Origin of the sequence: Halomonas sp. OfavH-34-E, from assembly GCF_024124525.1 — a bacterium.
GTDB classification, from domain to species: domain Bacteria; phylum Pseudomonadota; class Gammaproteobacteria; order Pseudomonadales; family Halomonadaceae; genus Halomonas; species Halomonas litopenaei.
This window is the reverse complement of the sequence record NZ_JAMXRY010000001.1, coordinates 151,239-169,304: the sequence shown is the minus strand read 5'-3', so window position 1 is coordinate 169,304 and position 18,066 is coordinate 151,239. Positions and strand designations below refer to the sequence as shown.

16 protein-coding genes and 1 other RNA gene are annotated in these 18,066 nt (G+C 58.0%); 13 read left to right on the top strand and 4 right to left on the bottom strand.

The features are described 5' to 3' along the window. The first annotated feature begins 146 nt into the window (after window positions 1-146). From NH448_RS23605 to NH448_RS00780, 5 genes are all read left to right on the top strand, one after another. Entirely contained in the window at window positions 147-551 is a 405-nt protein-coding gene (locus tag NH448_RS23605) for a GFA family protein (protein WP_083970458.1), read from the top strand. Window positions 552-639: 88 nt separating this feature from the next. Then, window positions 640-1,032 (top strand): GFA family protein, encoded by a 393-nt coding sequence (locus NH448_RS00795; RefSeq protein ID WP_083970457.1) that lies wholly within the window; start codon window positions 640-642, stop codon window positions 1,030-1,032. Between the two features lie 165 nt (window positions 1,033-1,197). After that, on the top strand, window positions 1,198-1,608 hold the full coding sequence (locus tag NH448_RS00790) for a VOC family protein (protein WP_045993305.1): 411 nt from the start codon (window positions 1,198-1,200) through the stop codon (window positions 1,606-1,608). Window positions 1,609-2,397: 789 nt separating this feature from the next. Further along, window positions 2,398-2,634 (top strand): hypothetical protein, encoded by a 237-nt coding sequence (locus tag NH448_RS00785; protein WP_204248958.1) that lies wholly within the window; start codon window positions 2,398-2,400, stop codon window positions 2,632-2,634. An 83-nt stretch (window positions 2,635-2,717) separates the two neighbouring features. Then, a complete protein-coding gene (locus tag NH448_RS00780) occupies window positions 2,718-3,281 on the top strand; it encodes a GNAT family N-acetyltransferase (protein WP_253028338.1) in 564 nt (187 codons plus the stop codon). Window positions 3,282-3,534: 253 nt separating this feature from the next. Here NH448_RS00780 and NH448_RS00775 read toward each other — a convergent pair whose 3' ends face one another. Further along, window positions 3,535-5,556, bottom strand: coding sequence for a hypothetical protein (locus NH448_RS00775; RefSeq protein ID WP_253028337.1), 2,022 nt, complete (start codon window positions 5,554-5,556; stop codon window positions 3,535-3,537). A 174-nt stretch (window positions 5,557-5,730) separates the two neighbouring features. Beyond that, window positions 5,731-6,954, bottom strand: a complete 1,224-nt coding sequence (locus tag NH448_RS00770) for a carboxylate--amine ligase (protein WP_045993197.1) — start codon at window positions 6,952-6,954, stop codon at window positions 5,731-5,733. A 324-nt stretch (window positions 6,955-7,278) separates the two neighbouring features. On the opposite strand from NH448_RS00770, the gene ffs reads away from it, so the two are divergent. The 4 genes from ffs (at window position 7,279) to NH448_RS00750 (ending at window position 10,520) form a co-directional block, all read left to right on the top strand. Then, an RNA gene (gene ffs / locus NH448_RS00765) (signal recognition particle sRNA small type) lies at window positions 7,279-7,375 on the top strand. 71 nt (window positions 7,376-7,446) lie between these two features. Beyond that, window positions 7,447-7,920, top strand: coding sequence for a DUF6538 domain-containing protein (locus tag NH448_RS23600; protein ID WP_342586440.1), 474 nt, complete (start codon window positions 7,447-7,449; stop codon window positions 7,918-7,920). 258 nt (window positions 7,921-8,178) lie between these two features. Beyond that, window positions 8,179-9,300, top strand: coding sequence for a PAAR domain-containing protein (locus tag NH448_RS00755; RefSeq protein ID WP_162197830.1), 1,122 nt, complete (start codon window positions 8,179-8,181; stop codon window positions 9,298-9,300). Between the two features lie 740 nt (window positions 9,301-10,040). Beyond that, window positions 10,041-10,520, top strand: coding sequence for a hypothetical protein (locus NH448_RS00750; RefSeq protein ID WP_157033062.1), 480 nt, complete (start codon window positions 10,041-10,043; stop codon window positions 10,518-10,520). A gap of 1,555 nt (window positions 10,521-12,075) precedes the next feature. Here the strand turns inward: NH448_RS00750 and NH448_RS00745 are convergent. After that, window positions 12,076-13,038 (bottom strand): hypothetical protein, encoded by a 963-nt coding sequence (locus NH448_RS00745; RefSeq protein ID WP_045993201.1) that lies wholly within the window; start codon window positions 13,036-13,038, stop codon window positions 12,076-12,078. 30 nt (window positions 13,039-13,068) lie between these two features. Next, complete coding sequence (locus NH448_RS00740; RefSeq protein WP_045993202.1) at window positions 13,069-13,260, bottom strand: hypothetical protein; 192 nt, start codon at window positions 13,258-13,260, stop codon at window positions 13,069-13,071. On the opposite strand from NH448_RS00740, the gene NH448_RS00735 reads away from it, so the two are divergent. The 4 genes from NH448_RS00735 to NH448_RS00720 all read left to right on the top strand — a co-directional run bounded on the left by NH448_RS00735 (window position 13,259) and on the right by NH448_RS00720 (window position 18,059). Then, entirely contained in the window at window positions 13,259-14,284 is a 1,026-nt protein-coding gene (locus tag NH448_RS00735) for an aldo/keto reductase (protein ID WP_045993203.1), read from the top strand. The two genes, NH448_RS00740 and NH448_RS00735, sit on opposite strands and share 2 nt — an antisense overlap. Before the next feature lie 170 nt (window positions 14,285-14,454). Beyond that, on the top strand, window positions 14,455-15,825 hold the full coding sequence (locus NH448_RS00730) for an NAD-dependent succinate-semialdehyde dehydrogenase (protein ID WP_108132613.1): 1,371 nt from the start codon (window positions 14,455-14,457) through the stop codon (window positions 15,823-15,825). Between the two features lie 249 nt (window positions 15,826-16,074). Next, window positions 16,075-16,818, top strand: coding sequence for a tellurite resistance TerB family protein (locus tag NH448_RS00725; RefSeq protein WP_108447621.1), 744 nt, complete (start codon window positions 16,075-16,077; stop codon window positions 16,816-16,818). Window positions 16,819-17,027: 209 nt separating this feature from the next. After that, the gene (locus NH448_RS00720) at window positions 17,028-18,059 is read left to right on the top strand and encodes a histone deacetylase family protein (protein ID WP_108447622.1); all 1,032 of its coding nucleotides are present in this window, start codon (window positions 17,028-17,030) and stop codon (window positions 18,057-18,059) included. Window positions 18,060-18,066: the final 7 nt, after the last annotated feature.

The following is an 18,066-nucleotide window of genomic DNA, read 5'->3' as shown; positions in this document are numbered from 1 at the left end:
TGCACGTTTTCAGATTTCGCGAATTGACGGAGAAGTGAAACCACCCGTGGGATTTCAAGTAGATAATCGGGGGACTTTGCGGAACTAGTCGCGGAAAATTTGAGCACGCCTACGATTAAAAATGTTAGGTATCAGTGAGTAGTCTTATGTTAAAGGGTCATTGCTTCTGCGGCAATATAATCTACGAGGCTGGCCATTCACCCAGCTTCGAAACCAATTGCCTCTGTTCTATTTGTCGCCGTACCAGTGGAGCTCCACTCGTCACTTGGTTCACGGTGCCAATTGAAGACTTCCATTTTATTAGTGGCAGTCCCTCAATATTTAAGTCTTCCGCTCATGGTACTCGTACATTCTGCCCAGACTGCGGTACACCACTAACCTTCAGTTCTACTGAATCACCATCGTCTATTGATGTTACCACCTGCACCTTGGATGACCCTGAGAATTTACCACCAAAGGACTTAACTATGGCTAAATATAAGTTGTCTTGGTTTCAACTAGGCGATGATTTGCCTGTTTACCTAGAGGGGCATGAAGGTGAAGATACCTAACAAATCAATCAACTCGGACATGCTTACGCATGCCGGTTATCTCAGGCGTTAGGCCGCACGGATGCGTACTGCTCACTGGAGGCAATGAATGGCCACATACAACGGTGGTTGCCTATGTGGTGCCGTTCGAATTATGGCATCAGGCCAGCCTTATCGCGTCGGCCTGTGCCATTGTCTTGACTGCCGCAAGCACCATGGTGCCCTCTTTCACGCTTCCGCCGTTTTTCCCAGAGACGCAGTCATGATCGATGGCGAGACCAGAAACTATGAGGAGCGTCATTTCTGCCCACAATGCGGCTCATCGGTCTATTCGTGCAGCGCAGATGAAATCGAGGTCAATCTAGGTTCGCTGGACTTTCCTGATCAACTAACCCCGACCTACGAACTCTGGACGAGCCGTCGAGAGTCTTGGTTGCCGGCGTTTCCATCTGTCCGGCGCTACACCCAAGATCGTGACCCCACGAGCCGTGTTGAAGAATAGGCCGCCGATGAATCGTCGCGCTTCTTTTCACAATCATCAAAGGTTGAGCCGGTGCGGCCTAACCAGTTGCTGCAGGGGACGTTTGACCCGACACCCGCTTGCTATCGCAAAGCGCAAATGCCCCTGAGTTCAGGTGTTAGGCTCCATGAGCCACGGAGGAATTGAGTGGAAATCAAGTGTATTGCAGGCTTTGCATCAATTACCAAAGACCCTGCGGCAAGTACGTCCTTGTATGAGGATGCGCTAGGTCTGCCGCTAGAAAAGATGGACGATTATCGTTTCATGGATAAATTCCCAGGAGCGAATCATTTCGGGGTATGGCCCCTCGCTATGGCGGCCCAATCTTGTTTTGGGCAGGAGGAATGGCCTGACCATGTTCTTGAGCCGACAGCTACAATTGAATTTGAGTTGGCGGACGCAGCTGCAGTGGAAGCGGCAGTGAAAGAATTGAAGGAAAGGGGGCAGGAGTTCGTTCATGAATCCCGGGCTGAACCCTGGGGGCAGACAGTTGCAAGGTTTATGAGCCCCGAGGGAGTGTTGGTAGGTCTGAGTTATGCGCCATGGCTTCATGAATAAGAGCCTAACCATAGCATCAACGCGGACTGGCTTTTCCGGTGACGCTGAAAAGCCAACCGGTTACGCTGGGCGTTATGCAGAAGGAGAGTGACAATGCAGTGTCCAAAGTGTGGATCTTTAAAGATTGACAAGCGGAATTATGGAAAGCGAGCCGGGGCTACCATCGGGGGGATGGGTGGAGCAGCCGGTGGGGCGGCAACCGCCGTTGCTGGCGCTGCTGCAGGAGGAAAGGCAGGTGCGGCAGTTGGCTTGATTGCTGGCCCTCTTGGTGCGGCAGCGGGAGCCTCGATTGGTACAGTGGCGGGAGCTATCGCTGGTGCCTTGGCAGGAGGTACAGTAGGTGCCACGGCTGGAGCGATGACGGGTAGGGCAGTAGACGAGAATATTCTTGATAATTTTAAGTGTTTGAGCTGCGAGCACGCATTTAATGAGGCTTAGTTGCGGTGTGACAAGTGGCTGAAGCCGCAAGAAGGTTGAGCACTTCCCATTCCTTCCATGTTGTGGTCGACATGTCGGTTATCTTTTCGATATGGAGTAAACTCGCCTAACCACCGCGTGAACGCGGGCAAGCTTTGTCGCTGCGCTCCATATTTCGCCGGTACGCTAAACGTCAAGCAGTAGGGGGAATTGTGTACGCGAATGTGTCCCGTTACGGAATCATCCTGAACTCCGAAAACTATTCGGATTGCGTTGCTTTTTATCGCGACCTATTTGGTCTTCCTCTACTGTTCGAAAAAAAATGAGGATGACTTTAAACTATCCTGTTTCGAGTATGGAAGCGGATACCTGATGGTTGAACAGGGGGGCAAGGCGAAGAAGGGCATCAAGTCGCCAAAAGAGTGCAGTTTCAAGTTGCGGTTCAACGTTGATGACCTGGAAGATGCGCTGAGGGAAATTAGGTCATGGGGCATCGAAGCTTCTATTACCGAGAGTGCATGGGGAAGAACCATCAATATCAGTGATCCTGATGGCAACCGAGTTGGAGTTCGGGATGAGTCCGGCTTTGTGCAACAGATCACTGCATAACGAATCGCATCAGTACGGGGTCGTTGGCTGCCACTGAAGTGGCGCCGCTTTGCTCAGCGTTATACGCAAAAGTGGAGAGGTGAATGTCGAAAGAGTTATTTTTTCCAGTTGTGGAAACCGAACGATTGGCACTTAGGCCTATAGCAATTGAGGACGCGGAAAGCCTGCTGGGAATTTTCTCTGATCCTGAGGTTATGCGGTATTGGAATACTGCGCCTTGGGAAACCATTCAAGACGCCATTGACTTCATCAATGCGAGTAATGATTCGATGCGACGTCAAACATCGCTCGTACTTGGCGTATATCTGAAGTCTACGGGTGAACTGGCTGGTAAATGTATGTTGTTCAGCTATGACACGGAATCCAGGCGTGCCGAGATCGGATTTGGGTTGGGTCGCTCTGCTTGGGGAAGGGGTTACATTGGTGAGGCAGGCGAGGCATTGATTCAGTATGGTTTCAATTCATTGGGGCTACGGCGAATTGAGGCAGAGATCGACCCGGACAACCAGTCCTCTGCAAAAGCGCTAGAGAGACTCGGGTTTTCCCGAGAAGGCTTGTTGAGACAGCGTTGGGAAGTCAACGGCATTGTCTCTGACTCGGCGATGTATGGTCGACTGGCAAGCGACCCATCAGCAATGGCTAGCTGAGAATTGCACGTGGCAAGCGCATGATGGCGACGTTAATGAGCTAGACGACCTTGAATCCAGACATTCATGCACCGGCAGGCCCGGCAAGCCGAGTCGGGTGGCGGCGAGGGTAGCAGGTCCTCTGACACCGTGTGTTCGGTGTCTGTTGTGTCTGGACGACGATTCAAAAAGGTTTACACAGGTAGAAGGAAGGGCACTGGCCCGGACTTGGCGGAAGGAAGCACTCTTCCGCCAAGTCCGGGCCAGTGGCGTTTTAGACGCCCTCGTCGGCCTGTAGGCCACCTGCCGGGATGCGGTCGGCGCCCCAGCTTTCCTGAATCATGGCGACGACGCGGTCGAGTTCCTGCTGGTCGACCTGGGCCAGTTCGCCGTGCTCCAGTGGGTCGTAGTGGTAGATGTACAGACGCGAGGCGAACTGCTCGAAGGGCAGAGAGGCCTCGCCAAAGCGTTCTCCATGGCTGGAGGTGCTGACCTTCACGCCCATGCCCCAGTCCTGTCCGCTATCGTTGTTGGGGTTGAAGAAGTAGATGCGCATCTGTCCCGACGGATCCAGCGAGGCCCGCAACACGGTGATGGCATGCCAGCCGATGAAGCGCCCGGCGCTGTCGGTGACGGCGATGCCGGCGGGCTGGGGGTGAATCAGCGGCTGGTTACCGTTGTAGTAGGGGTGGTAGCTCGCATAGAAATGGCGCAGGAAGGTGTCCAGGTCGGTGAGCTGGCCGGTGGCCACGTCGACATTGATACGAAACCCGCGTCCTGCCCACCAGCCATGGAACTCCGGGTTGACCCAGCGGTGGGGATCACCCTCGCGGCCCAGGCAGCGACGCCCCATCTCGGCGTAGATACGGTCCAGGTGCGGTACCACCAGCAGCGACACTGGATCAAGGTCCAGCGGCAGGGTCTGGGCGACGCCGGAGATGCTCTCCTGAGACGAGATCGGCTGGCCTTCGAAGTGCATCAGGATCTCATCGTCGCGGGCGGCCCAGGCTACCATCTGCAACAGATAGTCCGGGTCGTTGTATGCCCACATGGAGAGCGCCCGTGCCGACTGGCAGGTCGGATTGTTGCCCTGGCCGACCCCCAATGGAAGGCCCAGCATGCACAGCACTCCTTCCATCAGGCGGGCCCGGTAGGACACGCCATCACCGAAGGCGGCGTGGAGTCGCGCCTCGGACCAGTCGGATAGCTTGAGGCCAAGCTGCCGCCACAGTGCCGGCGCCACCGGTGGCTGGTAAAGGATGCCACGTTCCAGGGTCAGTGCCAGCCCATAGACGGCCTGGGCGGTCTCTGGATAGATGGCGGTGCGCACCATGGTGTGGACCAGATCGCAGTAGCACAGCAGGCAATCGCGGCCGGTGGACGAAAGCCCCAGCGCCTCGGACAGCAGGTTGTCACCAAAGTCGAGCAGGTGGCGCAGCAGCACCGGGTGATAGGGCGACACCAGGCCGGTGTCGTGCATCGCCCTGGCAAAACCGCTGGCTTCGTACTGCAGGCCTCTCGCGTCCATGCTGGCTAGCCGTTCGCGGTAGACCTCGATGCCGGGGTCCTCACGGCAGCCCTGGGTCGGGCCGAACAGCGAGCTGACGAGGCGGTCCGCGCCCTGGCCACTGGCGCCCAGGTCGATCTCGGGGTTGGCCTGACACAGGGCGATCTGGGTGATCATCTGCTTGACCGGATCGACCTGGATCGGGCGCTGCTGCAGGATCCGCCAGATCTCGCTGATCAGCTCGTCGATGACGTGTTCGTAGCCGATGCGCTCGGCCAGGTACTGAAACAGCTGGCGGGGAATCTCGGCCAGACGGCCCTGGGTCTCACGCTCTGCCTCCGACGGGGCGGAAAACAGCAGCGGCAGATTGATCGCCATGACCTGGGTGAGGTAGTGGTGGGCCCCCTCATCGGAAATGAGGTGGTGGCGATAGCGTCCCTTGGCGACTGCCAGCATACGCAACTCGCTCAAGGCCTCGATAACAACCATCGAACTGTCGGCGCTCTTGAGCGACTGGGTGGTCAGGGAGGGGATCAGAATATGCGGGCTGGCCCAGTCCGATCCCAGAAACAGGCCAGCCTGTTCGAGGGTTTCGGCGCGCTGTTCGATTTCCGCGCAGCCTCCCGGCTGCATCAGCACCCGGCGACAGGTATCGATGACCCGAGGCAGCTTGGCCGGTTTGGCGAACTCCCGGGACTCGCCAAGGCTGGCGATCGCGTCGTCCAGCTTGGTCAGCAGGCCCCGAAGCTTGTCGTTATCCGCGGGGGATGGAGTGTCTGGGTTGGTCACACCGGCTCCTTGTCGTCCTGAAGTTGGCTCCCGGAGGAGTTCCGGCAGCAGTCCCTACATCAGGGGGTCGAGTCGTGTCACGTCGAGCGGACGACGCCAGTATACGCATGCTCGGGCCGCGGCGTCGCCAATCCGGCGGCGCTGCCCCGACGGGGCAGCGCTTAACAGGCAGGCCTAGATGTAGTAGTCCTCGTCTTCCTGTGCCTTCAACAGGTCGCGCAAGGTATGGGCGTCGTCGCCCTTGAAGTAGACCAGGCCCCAGTGGGTACCGAAGGCGGTACGCTTGGTGACGGTCTCTTCCAGCGGCGCGGTCAGCTCGTGTGACTCGAAGTAGGGGTGGTCTTCCACCGACTCCGGGATTTCCAGACGGCTGACCACACGGCGGCGCGGATAGACCCCGAAACAGCCGGCGAAGCCGTTGGCGTCGACCACTTCGCGCGGGAAGAACTCGGCGACTTCCTCGGGCGTGGTCTTGGGGTCGAACACCAGCATGCTGGCCTGGTAGGCGTTGAAGCCATAGACCCGCTCGAGCAGCTCGAACACCTTGAAGCCGGGCGGACGATAGGCCACTTCGCCGAAGTACATCTCGCCATCGCTGGTGACGAAGTACTCGGGGTGGATCAGGCCGAAATCGATGTCGAAGGCCTTGATCAGCTTCTCGATCTGCACGCGGATCTGCTCGCGGTAGCGCTCAAGCTCCGGCGAGGCCGGCACGAACACCGAATAACCCAGGGTCACGTACTCGGAGATGTTGAGAAAGGCGATCTTGCCGTCATGGATCCAGGCCTCCACCGCGAACTCCCAGCCATCCAGGTGGGATTCCATCAGCACCGGAAATTCCTCTTCCGGGATGGTGTCGACCTCGTCGGGTGTACGGATCACCCGGTGGCCAAGGCAGCCAGCCTTGTCGAAGGCCTTGAGGTGGATCGGGTCGTTGGGGTCACCGTCGAGCTTGAGCAGGGTCTGGTTGACCCGCTTGAGGAAGCGGATGACGTCCTGGTGGTCGTGGGCTTCCTCGAAGATGCCGACACGAATACCGCCGAGCTGCGCACGCCGCTTCATCAGGGCCTTGTCACGCAGCAGCAGCGACTGGCCGTAGAGGCGCGGGTTGTCGAGTAGCACTGAGTTGATCGCACCGGCCCACTCCACGGTTTCCTCGAACAGCGGAATGGACACGTCCACGCCCATGTCGCGCAGGGTCTCGGCGATTTCCAGCGAGCGGTCGTTGAGCCGTTCAAAGTTCCAGGAGACGTAGGGGATATCGTGCTGCTTGCAGTAGTCCTCGGCCCAGTCCGGGGCCACCACAACGTAGCGACGGTCGAAATTCTCGGCAGCCTCGATGGCGTTCAGGCTCCAGCCGAGTAGTGCGATGTAGCCTTTGTTGGGATCCTTGTTCATGCAGCGCCTCCTTGGAATGGGCGTTGGTGGGCGTAATGGTGCTGGTTGTTCGTGGTCGTCATCCTCAAAAAGTGACGCCTGGTGAGTATGAGCTCCCAGGCGTTAAGGTGCTTCCACCATACAGCTTCAGTGTAGAAGTCTCACATTTCGAGCGCTGCATGACTGTTGAGGCAAAGTCTACTGGGTTTGCCCTTGTGGCCCGGGCATGACCTTGGTATAGTGCCCGCGTCCTGAGCAAGAGGCTGATTTTTCAGGCCTTGCCCGGTGACGTTTTCAGGCAGTCGACATTTCCTTGTTGTCGAGCTCGCCTTGCTGTGGTGGCCCTGTCGGTCCTCCCGCAACGCTAGACCGCAAACCCCGCCAGGCCCGGAAGGGAGCAACGGTAGTGGTGGACGCGTGTGCCGGGATGTGGCTGTCGGGGCCGCCTCCATTTCAGGCCATGCCTTTGATCCTGCAGGACCTTCTGCCTCATTGATCCCCAGTGGTACAAAGATGCCTGGATCAGTGCGTCCCGTGGCCCGCAACACCCTCCCTTCGTGCAATAGCTGCACACCCTCCAAGCGTTCCAGCGCCAGGCGTCCCAGCGCTCCCTATCTGTTCAGATCCCGTCACGGCATCTGGTACTTTCGCGTTGTTGTGCCGGAAAGGGCGCGGCAAACCGTAGGCAAGACCGAGATTCGCCGTTCGCTAAGGACTCGCTGTCGGCGAGAAGCCATGGTCGCGGCGGCTGCACTACTGCTGGAGAGCCATGAACTGCTGACCCAGCACGCAGCCAACGAGGGCGATGACAAGGCTTGTGGTGGCGTGGTGCCTCTGGCGGCAACGACCAAGCCGACACCGATTCGCAGCGCAGGACCAGCAGCGCCAGCCTATCCGGGCTTATCAGAGCTTCTCGAGAGTTACCGCCGGCATCAGCAACGAGAAGGCGTCAGCTTCAAGACGCTGGAGGTGTTGTCCGGCTATTAAATGAGGCCTCATCTGGGACTAGTTAGAGCCTAGCGCCTGGTCGGATATCCAGGGGCCGCGTCGTCGTCCGGCGGGTATAAACTGCAGGCACTTGACGAAGGTAATAAATGCAAAGTGTCCGCGTAATTGTGGCGTTCGCTTTTTCTTTAATTTAGGAACGTTTCTGCAGGTTGGTTCTGCATATAATCAGCCATCATGTTGTTGCTGCCGGCAGTACTATGATCCCTTGTCTGAGCGATGGCGCAGGGAGCGCTGCATATGTTCAATCCAGGGGATGGAGCAATTTTCGTTGGAGACTACAGCTCGCACGGTGGAAGAGTGGTCTCCGGTCAAGCGAATTACATCGTCCACGGAAAGCAGGTTGCTGTTGTTGGTGATATGGTCGCATGTCCAGTCAAGGGGCATGGTGTCTGCCCTATTGTCGAGGGGCACCCTACCATCACGGTCAATGGTAAATCTGTTGCCTTTGATGGCTGTCATACTGCCTGCGGAGCAACGCTGATCTCTTCCATGAATGGCGTGCATGCACTGGGGGATGATCGTCAGCCTTCCGCACAGGCCTACTACGACACAGCGGTGTCACGACCAAGACAGTATCCTGGTGCTGGAATTAGGCAGTCCTTCGCCAATACGGAACCGGCTGAGGCTCCCTGTAACCATCCTGACCAAGCACTGGACCTGGCTGCGTACATCGTAGACGAGATTCAGCGAAATACCGTGTCCCGGCCAGGCCGGATGATGTCAATCTGGAACGGGCAGAGCAGAGTGCTTTTCGTTGAAGGGTTCACCAAAGAGCTGAATGGCATGAGCGGCGAGTATCCCTCGCTGGCGAATATCCGTAACTTCCTGATGCCAAAAGTTCCTAGTAGGGCATTCGCTCTTGCCCTGTGGACGTTGATGGTGAGGGAAAGGGCTGATTGGGATCATAAAAGCAGGATCAGCAATAATGAAGATGGTGATTTCTCATCACTCGGTAAGTCCTCCTACCGATGGCACCACAAATACGGTGAATATGAGTACTACTACGATATCTGGGCGAATATCCACTACGGCTACGTCAGCCTGTACTGTGGCTTTTCTGAAGGGCTGATGCTGGAAGGTGCAGGACTTGAGCAGGTGGGCTCCGACACTCTGCATGATGACCAGGACGTCACTTATAGATCGGAGATTCCTGGTTGGTGGCTCAGTCTGCGTAAGTTTGACGATGTGACAGATAACCTCTCAGTACGTTTAGGGTTCGAGCTATACCATGAATATCCTGAACCTTCCTCACTCACGGCTGACATCGTGATGCAGAAAGTAACCTCAGCGCCTTACCCAATAAGGGTGGCTTCAAAAGTACGTCACGACTGTGCATTAGCCAGAAGCCGGAGAATATAAACAATGAAAAAGAGAGTCGTCGGGGGTGTCGTACTGCTGCTTGTTAGTAGCCTGTTGGTGTATCTATGGCCAAGACACCCCCCCCGATGACGTCTTGGCTAAGATGGAAGGGATACTGGTTAAATTGGAAGAGATGTATGAAGGTGAGATGATCTTGATACGGTCGTATAATGCGGAACCTGATGGCCTTGATAGTGAAAGGATTAAATGGATTCGGAGAGAAATGCGGGAGGCGGGGTTAAGTATCGTATCACTTAGTTGTTCTGAACATAGTTGCCTATCAGTTTATGATATTGACAGGGGTTTTATTATCTTTGGTGACTATATTTATTACAAATATGATTCTGATAGCATGACCGAAGAAATAATAGTGGATAGCGTGGAGAAGGCGATAGAGGAAAACACTGAGGTTCATTACGCCTTCTGCGAGAGAACCCAAGTCGAACACTGGTTCTACTGTGAGAACAATCATTGATTGTAGGGATGTAACAAGACAAGGAAGCAACTGATATATTGACAGCACTCACCTACGACATCGAGGACATGCCCTCCTTCAAGAAGACATTGAGCAAGTGGCAGAGCCATAAAGTCAAGTATTACACCCAAAGAGTTGATCTTACCCAGCATTGGTATCCACCAATGCTGGGTAAGATCAAGTAGCCTCAGCGCCTTGTCCAACCAGGGTGGGTTCAAAAGTACGTCACGACTGTGCATTAGCCAGAAGCCGGAGAATATAAACAATGAAGAAGAGAGTCATCGGGGGTGTTGCATTACTGCTTGTTAGTAGCCTGTTAGTGCATCTATGGCCAAGACAACCTCCCGATGACGTCTTGGACAGGATGCAGGGGATACTTGGTAAGCTTGAGGAGATGTATGAAGGTGAGACAATTTTTATATGGCCATATACTGCAGAACCCGATGGTCTTGATAGCGAAAGAGTGAAGTGGATTCAAAGAGAAATGCGGAGATCGTGGCTTGCTCGCGTATCATTAAGTTGCTATAGGAGTAGTTGCCTATCAGTCCATTATGTTGGCAATGGATTTGTTGGTTTTGGGAACTCAAAGTATTATAAATATGTTCCCGATGACCTGCTGTACCTGATTGAAGAAGTAATGGTAGAGAGCGTTGAGAAGGCAATAGAAGAGAACACCGAAATTATTTACGGCTTCTGCGAGATAACCGAAGTCGAACACTGGTTCTACTGTGAGAACAATCATTGATTGTAGGGATGTAACAAGACAAGGAAACACCTAATATATTGACAGCACTCACCTACGACATCGAGGACATGCTCTCGCTCAAGAAGGTATTGAGCAAGTGGAAGATCCATAAGATCAGGTATCACACCCAAATAGCTGATCTTACCCAGCTTTGGTGTCCACCAAAGCTGGGTAAGGTCAAGTAGCCTCAGCGCCTTATCCAATCAGGGTGGCTTCAAAAGTGCGTCACGACTGTGCATGAGCCAGAAGCCGGAGAATATAAACAATGAGAAAGAGAGTCATCGGGGGTGTCGTACTGCTGCTTGTTAGTAGTCTGTTGGCGTATCTATGGCCAAGACAACCCCCCGATGACGTCTTGGTTAGGATGCAGGAAATATTAAGCGAACTTGAAGAGATTTATGATGGCCGATACATACGGGTCATGCCATTTTTCACTAAACCTAATAATGGTCTTAATGGTGAAAAGGTCAAGTTGATTCGCAGAAAATTACGTGAAGCTGGGATTAACAGTGCATCATTAAGTTGCTCAGAACGCAGGTGTTTATCAATATACTCGATTAACAGAAGTTTTAATGTTTTCCTAAACTATAGGTATTACGTCTATGACTCAGGCGACCTGCTTGAAGAGGTAATAGTAGATAACGTCGAGAAGGCGATTGAGGAAAACACTAAGGTTCATTACGCCTTCTGTGAGAGAGCTGAAGTCGAACACTGGTTCTACTGTGAGAACAATCACTGATTGTGCCGATGTAACAAGACAAGGAAACAACTGATATATTGACAGCACTCACCTACGACATCGAGGACATGCCCTCCCTCAAGAAGACATTGGGCAAGTGAAAAATCAGCAACATCAAGTACTGCACACAAGTAGTACAGTCGAACATACCATGATCTTCCAAGGTCGTGACCCTATACGTCAACGTAGTTGTCTGTGGCGACCATCTCGCCTGTCCCTGGTTCCCTTCCCGTCTTGGGTGGTCGGGGAGGTGATCTATCTTGTCTTTGATCTGGTGAAAGAGTTTTGGCGTCGCCTCGGGGTTGTCCCTGAAGATATATTCAACAATCCAGGATGCGTCTTCACGCGCCAAGACTGACTACTCAATCTTCACCATTGCGCTTGCTCTGTATCATGGCCTGGATATGGCTCATTTCATCATCGTGTGGGACGCCTTGGCGTGTATCAGCCGGCGCTTGATTGCCTTTGCAATACTTCGCCCAGCATGGTCTCGAACACCCGTGGCTCAAGTGTCTCATTGGCTGATATGGAAGGCACCGTGACGCTTCGCCTGAGCGGGAATGAGGCAATAAGGTTCTGTTGGGGGGCGAGGATGTCAGACCTGGGAGCGGAGGAGTAGGGGGCTATCGCAAGATAGACCGGGATCCAAGGGTGGTTGGCCGCAGCAACGGCGGCAAGCAGTGTGTCGTCCGTCAGATGCGCCGCCTGCGCTGCGATACCAGGAACTTCCTGTTTACACAGCGGAGCGCCTTGCTCGGCGCCCCTACCTGTCTTTCTCGTCTCGGCTCTTCCTCGCCCAGGCGGATACTGCCTTGCCTAGCGGATCTCGCGATCCAGGGCAAAGTAGTCATCGGACTTGAGTTTGGCGATTTCCGCCGAGAGGGTGGATTCTTCGTTGCGCGACAGCAGCACGCTGGCGACGGCGCTCAGTGAGCACAGCACCTCCTTGCATTCGGTGCGGGTGCGCTGGATCGACTGTCGGGCCAGCAGCAGGCACATGGCCTGGGCGCGGGCAGGGCGTTTGATCAGGGTGCCGTAAAGGTTACCGATGACCACGCCGCTCAGCTCCTGGTCCTGGATCTCCCGGTTGTCGTACTCACGGTAGAAGGCTTCTTCCTGGCCGTCGGGGATGAAGTAGTGGATGAACTCCTTGTAGTCGGGGTCGTAGGCGATGCTGCTGACGGCGTTGACCAGCTTCTTTTTCAGGGCGGCGTGCTCGGGATCCTGCTCGTCGACCTTGGCGAGCCGGTCGGCAATCTTGACCGCGCCTTCCAGTTCACGCAGCAGGTGGGCGTAGCCTGAGTTGATCTCGTCATGGCAGCGGGCGATATCGTCGAAGTCGCTCTTGATGCTGGCGACCATGCCGTCGCCTTCGGGCAGGCTGCCGAGGACCGGGAACAGCAGGTACTTGTGGACGTGGCAGCTCTCGTAGTAGCGCGAGACCTCGTCCTTGAACGCCTGCAGGTATTCGCCGACCTCTTCCAGGTAGTCGTCGTTCTGCTCGATATGCCGCTGAACCGCATCCACACCATCCTGTTTCCACAGCCGGTTGAGGCGTCGTTCGATCTTGCCGGCGTTGGTGATCATGCTGTTGAAGTCTTTTGACAGCTGTATGGTGGTTTCCTGGACCTTGGTCACGGCGATGGCGCGGGCCTGGTCATTGATGCCGACCTCGCGAGCCATGCGCCGCTGACGGTGATTGTCCAGCGTCCAGGACACGAAGGCACCGAGGATCGCCAGGCTGGTGGCGATGTCCACGCCAATCGATAGGTTGTCCACTGCGTTGTCTATCCTTTTTAGGGGTTATCGTTATGTGCTGGGAATCGCTTCCGGGTTACCAGAAGCGATGGCCGTCTCGCGGGCATACTGGTGTAGCCTTAAACAGGTATGCTGAATCAGGCTAATACGATAGTAGTGGCTGTCGATGACGCTTAGAAGGGGAAATCCCGTCGTTTCGATGTGGGTTGTCAGTTTTTTATCAACATGATCGGGAGATTGCATGTCAGACGTCCTTCGTCGGCTCGAGCGGTTGCGGGCGCCAGCCATCGGCCTTGGCTGCATGAACGTGTCCCACGCCTATGGCAGTCCGTTGCCGGAAGCCGAGGCGGTCAGGGTGGTGCAGCACGCTTTCGAGGTGGGCTACCGCCACTTCGATACCGCCACCCTCTACGGCAAGACGGCCAATGAGCGAGTCGTGGGGCAAGCGCTTGCCGGTCGCCGTGAAGAGGTCTTCCTGGCCAGCAAGTGTGGCATGGCCTTCGACCCGGAGATCGGTGCCAAGCGCATCGACGGGCGGCCTGAGACGCTGCGCCGCCAATGCGAGCAGAGCCTTTCGCGACTGAAGACCGATCATCTGGATCTCTACTACCTGCATCGACGGGATCGTCAGGTGCCGATCGAGGAGAGCGTGGGAGAACTGGGACGACTCGAGCAGGAAGGGAAGATCGGTGGGGTCGGGCTGTCCGAGGTGTCGGCGGCGACGCTCAGGCAGGCCCGGCAGGAGCATCCCATCGCGGCGGTGCAGTCGGAATACTCGGTGTGGACGCGCAACCCCGAGATCGCGTTACTCGACGCCTGCCGTGAGTCGAATACCGTGCTGGTGGCGTTCAGCCCGCTGGGCCGCGCCTTTCTGACCGGTACCCTGCGTGACCCCGCCAGGCTCGAGGAAGCCGACATGCGCCGAGGCATGCCGCGCTTTAGTGCCGACAACTACCCGCGCAATCTTGCCCTGCTGGCCGAGTTCGAGGCGCTGGCGCGCCAGCGCGAGTGCACCCCCGCCCAGTTGGCGCTGGCCTGGCTGAGAGGGCAGGGGGCGGACGTGATACCGATCCCCGGATCACGTACAGCCACCCACCAGGAAGAGAACCTGGCTGCCGAGGCGCTGACGCTGGATGCCGGCACGCTTGCGCTGATCAACGCCATGATGACGGCGGACCAGGTGGTCGGTGCGCGTTACAGCGAGGCCCAGCAGGCGGATATCGACACCGAGGAGTTTGCAACGGCGCGTGGTGACGGGGATCACTGAAGCGTCGACAGGCCTGGGGGAGAAATTTGTTCGGCAGCCACGCCGAACTCTGGTCGAATCCTCCTGTCCACCATGGCGGGCCGGCGCTATGCTGTTTAGCCCCTGAATCTGCCGAGAGCCTTCGCCATGCGAAGGCTGGTCGCACAGCCATGCCGCAAGGAGAGACAGCCATGAGCCACTACAAGGTTACCAACCCGGCGACCGGAGAGGTCGAAGCCACCTACCCCGACGCCAGCGACGGCGAGATTCTGAAGGCCGTGGAGTCGGCGCACCAGGCGTATCTGGCCTGGCGTGACGTTACCCCCGCCGAACGTGCGGCGCTGCTGCACCGGGTCGCCGACCTGCACGAACAGCGTCGTGACCAGCTCGCCGATATCATCGTGCGCGAGATGGGCAAGCCGAAGTCCCAGGCCCTGGGCGAAATGTCGGTGGTGGTGGACATTTACCGCTACTACGCCGACAACGGCCCGGCCTGGCTGGAGCCGGAGCCCATCGTCACCGGCGGCGCCAAGGCCGAGGTGCGCAAGCAGGGACTCGGGGTGCTGCTGGGCATCATGCCGTGGAACTTCCCCTACTATCAGGTGGCGCGCTTTGCTGGCCCCAACGTGCTCAACGGCAACACCATCCTGCTCAAGCACGCTCCCCAGTGTCCGGAGTCGGCCAAGGCCATCGAGGACATCTTCACCGAGGCGGGGGCGCCCAAGGGGCTTTACACCAACCTCTACGCCAGCAACGAGCAGGTGGGCGAGCTGATCGCCGACCCGCGGGTGCAGGGCGTGTCGCTGACCGGTTCAGAGCGTGCCGGCGCGGCGGTGGCCGAGCAGGCCGGTCGCCAGCTCAAGAAGGTGGTGCTGGAGCTGGGTGGCTCCGATCCCTTCCTGGTGCTGCCCGACGCCGATCTGGAGCAGGCCGTCAAGCAGGCGGTGCAGGGACGTTTCGGCAACTGCGGTCAGGCCTGCAACGCGGCCAAGCGGATCATCGTCGACGACGCCGTCTACGATGACTTCCTGGCGGCCTTCCGCGAGGCGGTGGAGCAGATCAAGGTCGGTGATCCCATGGCGGACGATACCGTGATGGGACCGATGTCCTCGGAGCAGGCGCTGACCAACCTGGATGCTCAGGTCCAGGACGCGATCCGCCAGGGCGCGACCCTGGTCACCGGCGGCAAGCGCCTGGATCGCGCTGGCGCCTGGTACGCCCCGACCCTGCTGACCGGCGTGACCCGCGACATGCGGATCTTCCAGGAGGAGCTGTTCGGACCGGTGGCCGTGGTCTACCGTGCCGCCGATCTGGAGGACGCGATCGACCTGGCCAACGACACGCCCTATGGCCTGGGCGCGGTGATCCAGACCTCCAACCCGGAGGGAGCGCTCGAGCTGGCTAATCGTCTCGAGGTGGGCATGGTCCACATCAACGAGCCGCCCGGCAGTGAAGCCGAGCTGCCCTTCGGTGGCGTCAAGCGCTCCGGCTTCGGCCGCGAGCTTGGCAAGGATGGCATGGATGAGTTCGTCAACCGCCAGATGGTGAAGATGGCACGCTGACCCCGGGCCGACATTTGAGCCGACAGCGGGGTGCGCCGCTGAACCAGGACCCGCCAAGTTCGCTTGGCGGGTTCTTGCGTTCAGGAGGGCTCGATCCGCGAGGATAAATCAGGATGCCAAGGCTAGTGCCAGTGTCTATGGTGACGCCATGGGCCCTTGTCCGCGGTTGAATCGAGACGGCGGCTCGTATCCAGGGAACCTCGCCGTCGTCGAGCTTTCCAATGACCATCGACCAAGGAGGAGTGCGATATGAATGCCAAGTACCTGCTCGACCAACTGATGAAACAGGCCGGCGGTTCGTCTTCCGGCGGTTCGTCTTCCGGCAAGGGCGGCTTCGACGTGCAGGGGCTGATCAACAGCGTCTCGTCCCAGCTTTCCGGGGGATCGTCGTCGTCCAGCGGTGGCGGCGGCATGGACATGAAGAGCCTGCTCGGGGGCGGCGCGCTGGGCATGCTGATGGGATCCAAGCGCGGCCGCAGCATGGGCGGCAAGGCGATCAAGTATGGCGCCATCGCCGGCGTCGGCATGCTGGCCTGGAAGGCCTGGCAGAAGTCCCGTGGCGGTGATGAGGCCACCCCCGCGTCTCAGGGGGCTCAATCCGGTGAAGGAGCTCCGCTGGAGGAGCTCGGCGGCGAGGCCCAGGAACGGCGTAGCCTGGAGGTATTGCAGGCGGTGATCATGGCGGCCCGGGCCGACGGCCACATCGACGCCCAGGAGCGCGCCCTGATCAGCGAGCAGATTCAGCAGCTCGGGGCCGATGATGAGTTGCATGCCTGGGTCGAGCGTCAGCTCCAGGCGCCGCTGGACGCCCATGCCCTTGCCAGTCAGGCCGACTCGCCCCAGGCGGCGCGGGAGATGTACCTGGCAAGCGCCGCCGTGATCGACGACCAGAATGCCATGGAGCGTGCCTGGCTGGACGAGCTGGGCACCGCGCTGTCGCTGGACGAGAACGTGCGTCGCGAACTGGAACGCCAGCTGGAGGGGCAGGGCTAGGCTAGGGCCACGCACGACTGCTTGAGAAGCCCTCGGACAAGCAAGCCCTGACAAGAGCCCTGACAGAAAAGCCTCTTGATGATGAAGCCCGGCGCCGGTCGCCGGGCTTCCCTTGTTGACGGGCCTGGCGGCACAATGCGTACGCCCGATTTGCGCTGAAGGCGTTGTCGGTCACCCCGTCGCCGGTCAACAAAAGGAATAATGCAAGCATGCAGGTGTACCACAGTGAAGCGACCAAGCTGCGTCGTGCCAGGACCGAACTCCACGATGGCCAGCTGATGACCCCCTTCGAGTGCCCCGAGCGGGTCGACCTGGTGCTCGCACAGCTCCGTGACAGCGGTGTCGGACCGGTCGCCGCACCGAGGGAGCACGGCCTGGCGCCGGTGCTGGCGGTGCATGATGCAGCCTACGTCGAGTTTCTCTCGACCTGCTGGGATGAATGGCAGGCAGCCGGTCACGGCGGCGAGGCCATCCCTACCATCTGGCCGACGCGTACCATGCGCGAGGATCGTATTCCCGGCCATGTCGGTGGCAAGCTTGGTTACTATGCGCTCGGTGGCGACACCTCGATTTCCCCCGGTACCTTCGAGGCGGCGATGGCCAGCAAGGACGTGGCGCTGTCGGCCTACGAGCACACCGCTTCCAGCGGCCAGCCGAGCTTTGGCCTGTGCCGCCCGCCGGGTCATCACGCCGCCAGTGATCAGTTCGGCGGCTACTGCTTTTTCAACAATGCGGCCATCGTGGCCCAGCGTGCGCTCGACGATGGTCACGCTCGGGTGGCGATCCTCGACGTCGACTTCCACCACGGCAACGGCACCCAGCAGGTCTTCTATGGCCGTGACGATGTCCTGACCCAGTCGATCCACGGCGACCCGGACCAGTGCTTTCCCTACTATCTCGGCCACGCCGACGAGAAGGGCGAGGGGCCGGGGCTTGGCTACAACGTCAACTATCCGTTGCCGCCGGGTACCGACTATGCCACCTGGCGCGAGCGCCTGGAGCTTGCCCTGGCCGAGATCAGCGACAAGCAGGCAAGCCTTCTGGTGGTGTCGCTGGGTGTCGATACCTTCGAAGGCGACCCCATCTCGAGCTTCCGCCTCAAGAGCGATGACTTCCTCGACATGGGGCGGCGCCTGGCAAGCCTGGGCCTACCCACCGTCATCCTGATGGAGGGCGGCTACGCGGTGGAAGAGATCGGCGTCAATGTGGCCAAGGTGCTTCAGGGCTTCCAGGGCGCCTAGGCTTCCA